General features: G+C 53.3%; 10 protein-coding genes. 8 read left to right on the top strand and 2 right to left on the bottom strand.

What is annotated here, in order from left to right:
- Window positions 1-699 precede the first annotated feature (699 nt).
- From B2Y11_RS06195 to ileS, 5 genes are all read left to right on the top strand, one after another.
- Window positions 700-1,104 (top strand): PAS domain S-box protein, encoded by a 405-nt coding sequence (locus B2Y11_RS06195; RefSeq protein WP_291057382.1) that lies wholly within the window; start codon window positions 700-702, stop codon window positions 1,102-1,104.
- A 6-nt stretch (window positions 1,105-1,110) separates the two neighbouring features.
- Window positions 1,111-2,148, top strand: a complete 1,038-nt coding sequence (locus tag B2Y11_RS06190) for a diguanylate cyclase domain-containing protein (protein ID WP_291057380.1) — start codon at window positions 1,111-1,113, stop codon at window positions 2,146-2,148.
- A complete protein-coding gene (locus B2Y11_RS06185; protein ID WP_349676019.1) occupies window positions 2,058-2,411 on the top strand; it encodes an EAL domain-containing protein in 354 nt (117 codons plus the stop codon). Before B2Y11_RS06190 ends, B2Y11_RS06185 begins: the two co-directional genes overlap by 91 nt.
- Window positions 2,371-3,579 (top strand): EAL domain-containing protein, encoded by a 1,209-nt coding sequence (locus B2Y11_RS06180; protein ID WP_291057378.1) that lies wholly within the window; start codon window positions 2,371-2,373, stop codon window positions 3,577-3,579. The genes B2Y11_RS06185 and B2Y11_RS06180 overlap by 41 nt, the downstream gene beginning before the upstream one ends.
- Window positions 3,580-4,022: 443 nt before the next feature.
- A complete protein-coding gene (gene ileS, locus B2Y11_RS06175; RefSeq protein WP_291057376.1) occupies window positions 4,023-6,866 on the top strand; it encodes an isoleucine--tRNA ligase in 2,844 nt (947 codons plus the stop codon).
- 867 nt (window positions 6,867-7,733) lie between these two features.
- Here the strand turns inward: ileS and fliB are convergent.
- Both fliB and B2Y11_RS06165 read right to left on the bottom strand, forming a co-directional pair.
- Window positions 7,734-8,639 carry a flagellin lysine-N-methylase gene (gene fliB / locus B2Y11_RS06170; protein ID WP_291057374.1) on the bottom strand — a complete coding sequence of 302 codons (906 nt, stop codon included), beginning with the start codon at window positions 8,637-8,639 and terminating at the stop codon, window positions 7,734-7,736.
- 209 nt (window positions 8,640-8,848) lie between these two features.
- Window positions 8,849-10,513 carry a ribonuclease J gene (locus tag B2Y11_RS06165; protein ID WP_291057384.1) on the bottom strand — a complete coding sequence of 555 codons (1,665 nt, stop codon included), beginning with the start codon at window positions 10,511-10,513 and terminating at the stop codon, window positions 8,849-8,851.
- A 383-nt stretch (window positions 10,514-10,896) separates the two neighbouring features.
- On the opposite strand from B2Y11_RS06165, the gene B2Y11_RS06160 reads away from it, so the two are divergent.
- From B2Y11_RS06160 to B2Y11_RS06150, 3 genes are all read left to right on the top strand, one after another.
- A complete protein-coding gene (locus B2Y11_RS06160) occupies window positions 10,897-12,234 on the top strand; it encodes a GDSL-type esterase/lipase family protein (protein ID WP_291057372.1) in 1,338 nt (445 codons plus the stop codon).
- Between the two features lie 17 nt (window positions 12,235-12,251).
- On the top strand, window positions 12,252-13,136 hold the full coding sequence (locus B2Y11_RS06155; protein ID WP_291057370.1) for a LysR family transcriptional regulator: 885 nt from the start codon (window positions 12,252-12,254) through the stop codon (window positions 13,134-13,136).
- A gap of 123 nt (window positions 13,137-13,259) precedes the next feature.
- Window positions 13,260-13,511: a hypothetical protein gene (locus B2Y11_RS06150; protein ID WP_291057368.1), complete on the top strand. Its 252-nt coding sequence runs from the start codon at window positions 13,260-13,262 to the stop codon at window positions 13,509-13,511.
- Window positions 13,512-13,777 lie beyond the last annotated feature (266 nt).

The raw sequence follows: 13,777 nt of genomic DNA, 5'->3' as shown, positions 1-13,777 counted from the left end.
GAATTAATCAGTGCTTCCCTAGTAAACCCTATGGCCCCTCAAGGAGCAACAAGAGATTGTGGCGGGAAAAATGAAGAGTCAAGGGTGGTGATTGGCGTTCCGGCGGTTCCCCCTTTGGTGGCTGGCGCCACCACCTTTACCCAAAGGGAAGCATGTCACTGGATTTTCGGGTCGCCGCGCTCCCCTACATCCACTGCTGTCACCGACTCACTGGATTCTCAGGTCGCTTCCGCTCCCTTACGAATCCAGTTCGCTGGTGCAACTCCAGTTTCTTTGCCACCCCGCTAAAGCGGGGCACTATGGGTGCTGGGCATTGTGCCACATGATTTTACTGATAGGTAAAAAGGTTTTATTGCCGCCAAGGGCGGCGATCCACAACCCTCAGCGGCCAAAGGCCGCTATCAAACCTAAGAACCCTCCGGCCCGAAAGGGCCGGTCAATCTTAAGAACCTTTTTATACAACCCTTCTGCACAGCCTGCGGCGAAGCCGCGACCCTTTGCGCCCCAGGGGCGCGTCCTTCTGCACTCCGGGCCGCGAAGGGGCTTATGTACCATACTTCCTGCCTATCATTCCATACAGGCAGGATATTACTCTTTGTTATTGTATAGATTTTTCTATTAGATGGAATTATAATATTAGCATAGACCTTAGTATCATTTACGGATAGATGTTTACGAATATACGGGGGGGGTAAGGACATGGATATAAAAATGGGAGATCTGCTCCGTAAGATGGTGGATGAGGCGCCTTTTGGCATGTATGTGCTGGATACGGAGCGGAAGATTGTTTTCTGGAGTCTCGGTGCGGAGCAGATTACCGGGTACACCAGTGAGGAGATGCTGGGAAAGCATTGTTTCAATGGCGGTCTGGATCATATCGACGACACGGGGCTTCATCTATGCCATGATTTCTGCCCCATGATGGCTACGATTTTTGACGGCCAGTCCCGGGAGCAGGCTGTTTTTCTGAAGAACAGGGCAGGGAAGCGGGTGCCGGTTCTGGTGCACACGGAGCCTCTCTTCAGCGGGGACAAAACCCTGGGGGCTATCGAGTATTTCAGAGTTTTACCGGAAAGTGAGTATCCTATACCGAAAGAGCGGTGATTGATTTTGGCAGGGGTAGATGTAACGGGCACTCTGCTCTCACGGCTGACGGAGAACCTGCCTGGCGGGATTCTCATCTACCGCGATGATGGGACGAAGGAAATTTTATATGCCAATCCCTGGCTGATCCGTGTTTTCGGCTGCTCTTCCTTTGAAGATTTTCTGGAAACCACCGGCGGTTCTTTTGACGTGCTTGTGCATCCGGAGGACCGGGGCCGGGTAGGGAAGGATATCCGGGACCAGATCGCCGGCAGCCCCGAAAAGCTGGATTTCGTGAATTACCGCATTGTGAAGAAGGACGGCTCTGTACAGCGGGTGGAGGAGTTCGGACACCGGGTGTTTGTACCCGGCGTGGGGGCTGTGTTTTATGTGTTCTTCCTGGACAATGACACGAAGTACAAGATTTATGACATTGACTCTTTGACCGGCCTTCCGGGAAAGACGCGGTTCATGCAGCATGCGGCCATGACCATGGCCATGGCGTCCCTGGATCCGAAGTCGCCGCCGCTGGCTTTTCTCTATGTGAATATCCACAATTTCAATTTCTATAATCTGCGGAACGGCAGTGAGAGGGGAAACCAGTTCCTTATCAAAATGGCGGAGGTGCTTCGGAAGCATTTCCCCAACAGTCTGGTGTCCCGTTTCACCGATGACCATTTCGTAGTGCTCTCGTCACTCCGTTCTGTGGAGGCGCTGATTCCTTCCATTACCGGCCGGATTCACGAGCTCTATGATGCCAGCCATCTGGATGTGAAGTTCGGCATTTACCGGGTGGAGGATCTTCATGTGCCCGTGGAAAGTGCCTGCGGCATGGCCCAGATGGCCTGCGACAGTATCAGGGAGCTGCCGGATCAGCATATCTGCTTCTACAGCAGCGATATGAACGAGAAGAAGATTCTTCGCGGATATATATCGACCATTTTCGGGAGGCGCTGGAGAAGCGGTGGATTCAGGTGTATTTCCAGCCGGTCATCCGTACCGTGTCCGGTACCCTGGCCAGCGTGGAGGCCTTGTCCCGGTGGGTGGATCCAAGCCGCGGCATGATTTCACCGGGTCTTTTCATCCCGATTCTGGAAGAAAGCCGGCAGATTAAGAAACTGGATCTCTACGTGCTGGAGGAGGTGTGCCGCCTTTACAGGGATCAGGTGGATCATGGCAAAACGGTGATTCCTACGTCTTTCAACCTGTCCCGCCAGGATTTCTTCCAGGGCTCCATCTTTGCGGATGTGGAGGAAATCAGAAAGCGGTACCAGGTGCCCCCGGGATATGCTTTACGTGGAGGTCACGGAAAGCGCCTTCGTCCATGAAGGGGACATCATCCGCCGGGAAATCGATCGGTTCCGCAGGGCGGGCTATGAGGTGTGGATGGATGATTTTGGCAGCGGCTACTCTTCCCTGAATACGCTGAAGGACTACTGCTTCGATGAAATCAAGATCGACATGGCCTTCCTGTCGAAATTTACGGAAAAGTCAAAGGATATTATCAAAGCCATCGTCCGCATGGCCAAGGAAATCGGCATGCACACCCTGGTGGAAGGGGTGGAGACGGAAGAGCAGATGCAGTTTGTCCGCTCCATCGGCTGCGAACTCATCCAGGGCTACTACTATGGAAGGCCCATGCCCTTTGCGGAGTTCAAACATACCCGGAGGGAAAGGGGATGGAATGTGGAAACGCCGGCCATCCGCCGCTACTACGGAGCCATCGGCAGCGTGGATTTCCTCACTGATAAGCCCATGGCGGTGGTGGAATTTTCCAGAAACCGGCTCCATTACCTCTTCGCCAATCCGGAATACATGGAGACCCTTCATTCCATCGGCATAGAAAGCTTGGGACAGTCGGAAACCTACATCAACAGTGCCGCTACGCCCATCAGCAAAGGCGTGGTCAATTTCATGGAAGACATCATCCAGAGCCGGGCGGAAAAGTCCATGACCTATACGGAAAACGGCCAGTACATGAAACTGGAAGCCCGGTACATGGCCCGGAACGGCCTGAACCATCTGGGGGTCATCCACCTGTCCAACATCACCATCCACGAAGGCCTGGACACCCTGGATACCAAGGGTGCGCTGGACTGGGTGACCAGGAACCTCTTCTACCTCTACCAGATGGTAACCCTCATCGACTTTGCAGGCGATACGGCAGTGCCCCTGGTGATGAACTCCCCCTATCGGAAATACCTCTTCCAGCGGGAGCAGGATCTGGAATTCCAGCTCAGGCAGTATACAGACGTGATGGTTTACCCCGACGACAGGAAACGGTTCATGGAATTCAACGACCGCTCCAGCCTCTTCGAAAGGGCGAAAAAAGACCCCTACGGCACCATCATCGGCTGCTTCCGCACCCTGGGCAACGATAGGAAATACCACTGGGACATCCACTCCATCCTCCCGGTGAGAAGCTCCCCGCTGGATGAAAAGGACTTCCGGAAACCCCTCCTGGGCCTCCTAAGCAGTCTCCCCGGCGGTACATAAAAGGCCCCTGTGAAATGGATTCACAGGGGTTTTGCTATTGGGGGGAGGTCGCGAAGTGGAGCGGGGGACACTATGGGTGCTGGTTCTGAACCCTCTGAACCTTCTGAACCCTCTGAACCCTCGCGCCAAAGGCGCGTCTTTTTTCGAATCCCCTTGACTTACAGCGTTTTAAAAAGTACAATATAAAAATACTGACAGGCGTAGATGAAGACGTTTCGCATGGGCTGATTCCAAAGAGAGCTTCCGTTTGGTGAGAGGAAGCGTTCAGTGTGCGGGAGGATCACTTCGGAGCTTCAGGGAAGAAAAGCCCTGACGGGACATCGTTAACTGTACCAAGTGGCCGGAAGGTCATGAGGGTGGTACCACGGGAAATTGATTCTCGCCCCTTGCGGGCGGGAATTTTTTATTTTGGAAATCTCTGATTTCCTTAGGAGGAATTATCAATGGATTACAGCAAGACTTTACATCTGCCGGAAACAGATTTCCCTATGCGTGGAAATCTTCCGAAGAAGGAACCGGGCTTCGTAGAATTCTGGAAGGAACATGATCTGTATCATGCCAGACTGGAAAAGAGAAGAAAGGACGGCGCGCCCACTTTCGTCCTCCACGACGGACCTCCCTATGCCAACGGCAAAATTCATATCGGCCATGCGCTGAATAAGACCCTGAAGGATATCATTGTCCGTTACAAGCATATGGCAGGCTATGAAGCCAACTATATCCCCGGCTGGGATACCCATGGCCTTCCTATCGAATATGCGGTACTGAAGGATTCCGGCGAAGACCGGGCCAATATGACTCCCCTGGAACTTCGGAGAAAGTGCCTGGCCTACGCGAAGAAATGGATTGAAATCCAGAAAGCCGATTTCATCCGCATGGGCGTGGTCGGCGGTTTCGCTCACCCCTATGTCACCTTTGATCCCCATCTGGAAGCCAAGGAACTGGAAGTTTTCGGCGAAATGGCCAACAAGGGCTACATTTACAAAGGCAAGAAGGCTGTATACTGGTGCCCCCACTGCGAAACCGCTCTGGCAGAAGCAGAAATCGAATACAAAGACAGAAAGTCTCCTTCCATTTATGTCAAATTCCCGGCAGTGGACCTGAAGGGCCTTGCTCCTGAAGGCGTGCCGAAGGACAAGCTCTTTGCCGTCATCTGGACCACCACACCCTGGACCATTCCTGCCAATGAAGCCATCTGCGTGAACCCGAAGTTCACCTATGTATGGGTACACAACAAGGCAGCTGATGAATACTACCTCATGAACAAGGAACTGGCACCGAAGGCGCTGGAAGAATGCAAAGTAGAAGATTATGAATTTGTGGGCCGTGAAATGACCGGCGCTGAATGGGAACTGGCTACTTTCCATCATCCCCTGCTGGACCGTCTGGCTTATGTGCTGGAAGGCAACCATGTCACCCTGGATGCCGGCACCGGCTGCGTTCATACCGCTCCGGGACATGGCGTGGACGACTTTGAAGTGTGCCAGGACTACAGAAATAAGGGCAAGCTGGATCTGCCCATCATCTGCCCGGTGGATGAAAAGGGCCATATGACCGCTGAAGCTGGTCTGGGCCTGGAAGGCAAGACCATCTGGGAAGCAGAAGGCCCTGTCATTTCCGCTCTCGCTCATGCAGGCATGCTGCTGGGCAAGAAATCCATTCACCATCAGTATGCACACTGCTGGCGCTGCAAGAACCCCATTATCTACAGAGCTACGGAACAGTGGTTTGCATCTATCAATGATTTCAGAGACAAAGCACTGAAAGCCGTAGATGATACCCGTTTCATTCCTTCCTGGGGCCATGACCGTCTGTACAACATGATTCGCGACCGTCAGGACTGGTGCATTTCCCGTCAGCGTTCCTGGGGCGTGCCGATTCCTGCTTTCTACTGCGATGACTGCGGCAAATGGGTGATCACACCGGAAACCATGAAGAAAGTGGAAGAAATCGTGGAAAAAGAAGGCACCGATGCATGGTGGGCCCACAGCACAGAAGAACTGCTGCCGGAAGGTTTCAAATGCCCCCACTGCGGCGGCACCCATTTCCACAAGGAAAAGGATATTATGGACGTATGGTTTGACTCCGGCTCCACCTGGAACGGCGTCCTCCGCTATCCCCACAAGGAATGGGAAGGCGTGAAATATCCCTGCGACCTTTATCTGGAAGGCTCCGACCAGCACCGCGGCTGGTTCCATTCCTCCCTCCTCTGCTCCGTTGCCGTCAACGGCTATGCCCCCTACAAGGCAGTCCTCACCCACGGCTTCACCATGGACGGCGAAGGCCGCAAGATGAGTAAATCCGTAGGCAACGTAGTGGCTCCTCAGGATGTGATTAACAAGTACGGTGCCGACGTGATGCGCCTCTGGATTTCTTCTGTGGACTACCAGGGTGATGTACGCCTCTCCGACAAGATCATCAAGGCCATGAGCGACGTATACCGGAAAATCAGAAATACCTTCCGCTACCTCCTGGGCAACCTCTATGACTTCGATCCCAAGAAAGACAGCGTAGCCTATGAAGATATGGAAGAACTGGACCGCTGGGCACTGCTCCGCCTGGAACAAGTGAGGGAAACAGTTCTCAAAGCCTATGACGACTACCAGTTCCATGTGATGTACCATGCAGTGCACAACTTCTGCACCGTAGACCTGTCCTCCATTTACCTGGATATTCTGAAGGACCGCCTCTACACCGAAAAGGCGGACGGCAAACTGAGAAGAAGCGCCCAGACCGCCATGTATGAAATCCTTACCACCCTGGTACGTTTGGTGGCACCGGTTCTCTGCTTCACCTCCGAAGAAGTATGGCAGGCTCTCCCGAATAAGGAAGAAAGAGAATGGTCCGTCCATATGGCCGACATGCCGAAGGCCAATGAGAAATATCTGGATGAAGCACTGGACGAAAAGTGGAAGAAACGGCTGGCTGTCAGAAGCGTAGTCACCAAAGCGCTGGAAGAAGCCAGACAGGCCAAGACCATCGGCCATCCGCTGGACGCTGAAGTCACCGTCTACGCCGACGGCGATGAATTCCAGGTGCTGAAGGACATGGAAAAAGAACTGGCCGACTTCTGCCTCGTATCCCAGGCAAAGATTGAAGAAGGCACCGAAAAAGCACCGGAAGGCGCATCTTCCAATGAAGAAGGCACCGTGAAGTGCTCCGTAGCCGTATGCACCCTGGAAAAATGCGAACGCTGCTGGAAACGGACCCCCGATGTGGGAAGCGATGCCGCTCATCCCCATGTCTGCGCCCGCTGCGCCCATGTACTCCAGGAAATGGGAGAATAAAAGAATCCGCTTGACCTGAAAAAGGCAGCAAAAAAGACTGTGAAACATGTAAATCATTTTTCACAGTCTTTTTTTTCTATCCTGTGGGGACACAACCCTTCTACACAACCCGCGGCGCCAGCCGCGCTCCCTTTAAAAATTGCGGCGTCAGCCGCCACCACAACCCTCGGGCCAAAGGCCCGTCAAACTTAAGAACCCTCCGGCCTTAGGGCCGGTCAATCTTAAGAACCTTCCCTTTTGAGCCCTATGAACCCTCACGCCACAGGTGTGTCCAATGGCGCCCGCCAGCATCGTCATCTCGAGCGGGGGGGATGTACCGGTATGGGGGTAGATGCAAACCGCTCCGATGATACTCTGAGTCGAGAGATCTCCTGCCGTAATGCCGCCCGTACCATCAGAGGAGGGGAGATTTCTCCACTCCGCTCCGCTTCGGTCGAAATGACGGAGGGCGTGGGCCGGCTTTTCTGTCATTTGGGGCGTGAGATTTCTCCACTCCGCTTCGCTCCGGTCGAAATGACGGGAATGGGGGCGGCTTTTTTATAATTTGCGTCCCCTAAAGGGGAAACGACTCACTACATTTTGTGCGTCGCTAGCGCTCCTTCATCGACTGCTGTCACTGACTCACTGGATTTTCAGGTCGCTGATGCTCCCTTACAAATCCAGTTCGCATAGTGCAAAATGTGTTCGCTGTGCACCGAAGGGCGCCACCATCACCCTCGGCCCGAAGGGCCGTCGCCTCCTGAGCGAAGCGAACATAACCCTTCTACACAACCCGCGGCGCCAGCCGCGCCCCTTTTTTTAAAATCTGCGGCGAAGCCGCCACCACCACCCTCTGAACCTTTTGAACCTTCTGAACCTTATGAACCCTCACTCCGCAGGTGTGTCCATCTCGGAAATACGGTCCAGGAGGATATACACATTTTCCGTATCGTATTCCACCTGTTCAGACCATCGGGTGACGGAGCGGATGAGGTTTCCTGTCCTTCCATATTCCAGCAGGATGAAAGTCATGCTTTCACTGCTGTAGCGGGCAGCATCTTCTATGTCGTAGGCTTCGCACTCATCCAGCTGGCGGTAGAAAATGTACCGGTACAGATTGGTAAGGAAATGGGGCGGCAGGTTTTCTGCGAGGCGTTCTGCTTTCCGGCTGAGTTCTTCTTCATGGTCTTCCATGAAGGAAAGGGACTCGGTCCACGCCCTGTCAATGGGATTTGTCTCTTCCAAAAGCTGCAGCACCTGGTGCACCTGGTCTTTTTGGAAAGAGGGATGGAAATGGAGAAGGAAGCGGGGCAGGGAGAGGGAGAGTCGGCTCAGCAGGTCTTCAAAGGAAAGAAGTCCTTTTTCTCCCTTCACCGCAAAAACCATTTCTCCCTCTTCCGCCAGAAGCTGTTCCACCGTTTCTTCGCAGGCCAGCCCTGTGCCGGCAAGGGTCACGTCTTCCTCCCTTTGGCTGTCATAGGTAAACTTGTAGAACCGGGGATGGTCCCGGCAGATTTGGCAGAGGCTGGAAGGTCCCATTTCCAGAATGAGCCGGCAGAGCCCTTTTTCATTCAGAAAATGGCAGTATCCCTGATGGTTCAGCCGGAAGCAGGCGCTGCCTTCGTCGCCGGTGGTCATCCATGCACGGAGTTCATCGCCCAGAGGACCGGGGGTACGTCTGTATTTGCGGGCAGTGTCTTCATCAATATCGATTTCCCATTTCTGGCAGCAGGTGTGGCGGCATTTGTCCGCCTTACAGGCAAAGGCTCTGAAAAAGGTAGGGAAAATGGTCATAATGGGCTCCTTGGTGGGAAAAGGTTTCCTATTCGGCATGGCACTATTGCAGCTCATCTCAATAGGAAACTATTCGGCGGGAGATTTCTCGACTCCGCTTCGTTCCGCTCGAAATGACGGGGCGGCATGGCACCATTGCGGAGCATACCGACAGGAAACCGATTTTCAACAAAAATCCCCGCCCATGGCAGGGCGGGGATTGGTGATGATTATTTCACTTCCTGGATAATGGGAAGAATCATGGGGCGCCGTTTGGTGCGGTCGTAGAAATATTTGCCCAGGGTATCGCGGATCTGGGTTTTGATGGCATTCCATTCGGTCACGTTGCCTGCTTCGCAGCGATCCAGTACGGATTCGATGCGGTCCCGGGCTTCGGTGAGGAGGGCTTCGCTGTCTCTTACATAGACGAAGCCGCGGGAAACGATGTCCGGGCCTGCCAGAACCTGGTTGCTTCCTTTTTCCAGGGCGATGACTACGATGACTACGCCGTCCTGGGCCAGCTGCTGGCGGTCGCGGATGACGATATTTCCTACATCCCCTACGCCCAGGCCGTCAACGAAGACAGGGCCTGCCTGTACTTTGTCGTTGATTTTGGCGCTGCGGTTGGTGAATTCGAAGACGGAGCCGTTTTCACCGATGAGGATGTTCTGTTTCTTCACGCCCAGGCTTTCAGCCAGTTCTGCATGGCTGCAGAGCATGCGGTATTCGCCGTGGACGGGGATGAAGAATTTCGGGTGAACTAGGGAGAGCATGGTTTTCAGGTCTTCCTGGGAGCCGTGGCCGGATACGTGCACCCGGGTGGTGGAGCTGGTCACTACGTGGGCGCCCAGTTTCATCAGGCTGTCGATGGTGCGGCCTACGCTTGTTTCGTTGCCGGGGATAGGGGAGGCGGAAATAATGACCGTATCGCCGGCATGGATGGTGACCTGGCGGTGGCTGCCGTCAGCCATGCGGGACAGCCCTGCCATGGGTTCGCCCTGGCTGCCGGTGGTGAGAATGCAGAGACGGTCATCCCGGTACCGGTTGATTTCTTCCGGCTCGATGAAGGTACCTTCCGGCGCTGTGAGATAGCCCATTTCCAGAGCGATATTCACTACATTCACCATGGAGCGGCCGAAGACGCAGACCTTGCGCTTGTAATGGACGGCGGCGTCCACAGCCATCTGGATACGGGACACGTTGGAGGCAAAGGTGGCCAGAATGATACGGCCCCTTGCTTCGCCGTAGGCTTCCATAAGGGAGCGGGTAACCACCGCTTCCGACGGGGTGTAGCCGGGGTTCTGGGCATTGGTGGAGTCGGCGCAGAGTACCAGCACGCCCCGGTGGCCCAGTTCGGCCAGCTTGTACATATCGGTCTGTTCGCCGTCCACCGGGGAGTGATCGAATTTGAAATCGCCGGTGTGGACGATGGTGCCGATGGGGGTACGAAGATAAATGCCGCAGGAATCAGGAATGGAATGGCAGACATGGAAGAATCCGAATTTAAATGAACCGGCTTTGAATTCATCTCCTGATTTGACTACGTGTAAATCATAATTGGAAATATGGGCTTCCTTGAGCTTGCCTTCGATGAGGCCGCAGGTCAGGCGGGTGGCATAGACCGGCGCGGAAACGTCCCGCAGCAGATAAGAAAGGGAGCCAATGTGATCTTCGTGACCATGGGTAATCAGAATGGCTTTGATCTTATCCCTGTTCTCGATTAAATAACTGAAATCGGGGATGACAATATCAATCCCCAGCATATCTTCTTCCGGAAAGGCCATGCCTGCATCAATTACGATAATTTCGTCGCCGTAACGGAAAACAGTCATGTTCTTCCCGATTTCCCCCAGTCCTCCCAGGGGAATAATTTGTAATCTAGCTTTTGCCAAGATTAAAATCCTCCTATTCAATTGTTAAGCTGCTGAAAAGCATTACATATATAAAAAAATGAAATTAAAAAAGCCGTTCCATAGTCGCTTTTCATATTATAGCACAAGGGGGAAGGGGTGGTGGGAAATATTTTATGGAGAGGCTAAGCCCTGTGGCAAAGACCGTCGGGCTTTCAGGCTAAGGGCAAAAGGACTGCTAACAGGATAACCTTATCCGAAACGGGAAGCCGGGGAGTTTCCCATGCTTACAAGGCATAGGAGAGCATTGCTTATAACTATTGGATATTTAAATTTCTCTATATTAGAATATGGGCAGAAAGGATGAGAGGGACGAATCGGCCCCATCTGGATGGCATAGGAAGAGAGAGACAAAGGAGGAATCTGCCATGAAGAAGATAAGAATTTGTTTGATTGCCGGACTGCTGCTGGCGGCTCTTCCACTGGTTATGAATGCAGAGAAAGTTCCTTTCTACTATGGACATTCCCGGGAGCTCCATGCATCGGTGTGTCATCAGGAAGAAAATTCCGGAATGCAGGAAGGGGATATGTATTTTCTTTCCTGGGATGAAAATGTCGATGCCGTCGGTTATGAGCTGGAAATTGCAGAAGAAGAGGGGGCCTGGGATGAGGAGCAGCCTTCCGGAAAGGCGGTGTACTATGTGCCGAAGGTGTATGTGCCGGGCATTATGATTTCTTCTTCGGCGCTTCCCTTGGAGGCAGAGACAAAGGATCATCTGTACTGGAGAGTGAGGCCCTTTGATTTGGACGGGAAGCCGGCAGGGCCTTTTTCAGCGCCTCGCCGGCTGGAAGGTTCCCTGGTCCCCATCCATCGCTATGCGCCGCTTCCCCGCCCCTATGATGAGGGGGAGAAGGGAGGAGCCCTTCTGTATCCCGTATATTCCTACATCGGCATTCCCGGAGCGGACTCCTACGAAGTGGAAGTGACCAGCCGGTATCCGGAAAATGAAGATGGATATGCCCCTTCCCGGTATCGTGTCTATGCAGGGGTCACTACGCTTACTGATCTCTATGACCCGGCACCCAGGAAGGGAACGTATTACTGGAGGGTACGGGGACTGGACCGGGAAGGCCATCCGGTAGGTATCTGGAGCCTTCCCCAGAAGAGGACACTGGATGTACATGGCTGGACAGTGGGAGTCTTCGGCGACAGTATCAGCCATGGCGGAGGCCACCTGTCCTTCAGTCCGGCGGACAGGGCCTACAGCTATGAATCCTATCTGTCTTTTCCTGTGGTGAATCTGTCTCAAAGCGGCGACACCAGTGCCATGATGGTGGAACGGTTTGAAAAGGATGTAGTTCCCTTTCATCTGCGCACGGTGCTCATCATGGGAGGAACCAACAGCCTTCGCGCCGGTGTTCCGGCGGAAGAGGTGATTCATGACCTGGAAACGCTGGAAATGATGAGCTATGCCCACGGCATAACTCCTGTATTTCTCACACTGCCTCCCATCAATCCCGCCTCCATTGCCAGAGCCTTTCAGGAACCTACGGCAGAAGACTGGCAGGCCTCCTTCCGCAGGGTGAATGATTTTATCAGAACCAGGAAGCATATTGATACGGCAGCCCCCTTTGAGGGAATGGAGGTGATGCCCCCGTCCCTGGCATTAGACGGCCTGCATGGCGACTGGCGGGCCAAGCAGGACATGGCGGCCGTGATTAATGAAGCATGGAGAAACGGCAGACCGGCTCTGGGTACATCATAAAAGGAGAGATATAGAAAATGGAATTTCGTGTATTGAAATATTTCCTGATGACAGCCCGGCTGGGAAGTATGACCAAAGCCGCCCAAAGTCTCCACATCACCCAGCCCACCCTGTCAAGGCAGATCGCAGAACTGGAAGAAGAGACGGGCGTTCACCTTTTTGAAAGGGGAAACCGCCGGCTCGTTCTGACAGAGGAGGGTCATCTTCTTCGGAGAAGGGCGGAGGAAATGATGGAACTCATGGAAAAGACAGAGGAAGAACTTTCTTCCAGCGAAAAAAAGCTGAGAGGCTGCATCATGGTGGGCGGCGGAGAGCTGATGGTGACGGAGCGTTTTGCCTCTCTCATTTTTGCATTTCAAAAACAGCATCCCTTTGTCCGGTTCAACTATTTCACCGGGACTACCGATGAAATTGATGAACGGATGAATCATGGCCTGATTGATGCGGCCATCCTGGTCTGCCCTTTTGATACAGAAGCCTTTGATTATATATCGCTGGGGCCGGATGCCCGGTGGGGAGTCTACCTGCGGACAGATGATGTGCTCGCATCCAAAGACCATATCAAGCCTTCTGATCTTCACGGGCGTGCACTGATTCTTCCCAGCAGAAAAAAGCTGAAAAAGGAAATCATCAGCTGGCTGGGGGAGGAGTTCCAGAGTATGACCGTCCCGATGACAGAGAATCTGGGCGGCAATGCGGGACTCTTCGTGGAAGCATCAGGCTTCTGTGCCCTGTCTTCCGAAGGCGCGGTGCCTATGTACGACGAGAAGAAACTGAAGTTTATTCCTTTAACTCCGGAGCGCCGTATCCAGACTGCCATTGCCTGGAAGAGGAATGTACCCCGCACGCCGGCGGTGAAGGCATTTCTCCGTTTCTGTAAGGAAGCGCTGTCAGACAGGTAATCCATGACGGCAGCTTTCCATCATGATAGGGCGGGTAGGGGCACCGATGGCGGCCTGCTGCCTTTGGGCTTCCCTGTTTCATAAAGCCTTATGACAAGACATCTGAAAGGAGAGGAAGATGACATGAAAACGAAAATCATACTGCTCCTTGTTCTGCTGCTCATAGGACTGGGAGACTGGAGCGAACATTATTTTACCTGCGTTGCCGGGGAAGCACAGCGGCTTCCTATTTCCTATACCGATGAGGAAATCGGAAGAAAGGAGAAGAAGCCGGCCGATACAAAGAGGGCGGAGGAAAAGGACAAAACAGACTTCCAGAGATCAGTGAAGACGGCAGCGGCGGAGAAAGAATCGGGATTTTACAGGATTTCCTGAGCGGGCATGGAAAGAAAGGGGTAGAAGAAATCCAATCCGTGGCAGCTATGCTACGAAAGAAGGGACATGGGGAAAAGAGGGACTGCGCTGCGCCCGTCGGACCGTCAAAGGACGCCTTTCCGGCGTCTTTTTTAGTGGGAACGGGACATATGGAGCATCCTTTTCTAAGGAAGCGCTGATTCAATCGTTATCGGATTTCATTCTTGCATTTTTTTTCAATGCAAGGAATAAGTCGACGCAAATAGCGAGCTATTTAAGGAGGCTTA

Origin of the sequence: Dialister sp. UBA1703 (assembly GCA_002320515.1) — a bacterium.
Classification (GTDB): Bacteria; Bacillota; Negativicutes; order Veillonellales; family Dialisteraceae; genus Dialister.
The sequence above is the reverse complement of the archived record's forward strand: the minus strand, read 5'-3'. Positions and strand labels throughout refer to the sequence as shown.

Excerpts from the sequence above, each read along its gene's own strand:
- B2Y11_RS06195 (WP_291057382.1), top strand. The coding sequence starts at position 700 with ATGGATATAAAAATGGGAGATCTGCTCCGTAAGATGGTGGATGAGGCG.
- B2Y11_RS06180 (WP_291057378.1), top strand. The coding sequence starts at position 2,371 with ATGCTTTACGTGGAGGTCACGGAAAGCGCCTTCGTCCATGAAGGGGAC.
- ileS (WP_291057376.1), top strand. The coding sequence starts at position 4,023 with ATGGATTACAGCAAGACTTTACATCTGCCGGAAACAGATTTCCCTATG.
- fliB (WP_291057374.1), bottom strand. The coding sequence starts at position 8,639 with ATGACCATTTTCCCTACCTTTTTCAGAGCCTTTGCCTGTAAGGCGGAC.
- B2Y11_RS06160 (WP_291057372.1), top strand. The coding sequence starts at position 10,897 with ATGAAGAAGATAAGAATTTGTTTGATTGCCGGACTGCTGCTGGCGGCT.
- B2Y11_RS06155 (WP_291057370.1), top strand. The coding sequence starts at position 12,252 with ATGGAATTTCGTGTATTGAAATATTTCCTGATGACAGCCCGGCTGGGA.
- B2Y11_RS06150 (WP_291057368.1), top strand. The coding sequence starts at position 13,260 with ATGAAAACGAAAATCATACTGCTCCTTGTTCTGCTGCTCATAGGACTG.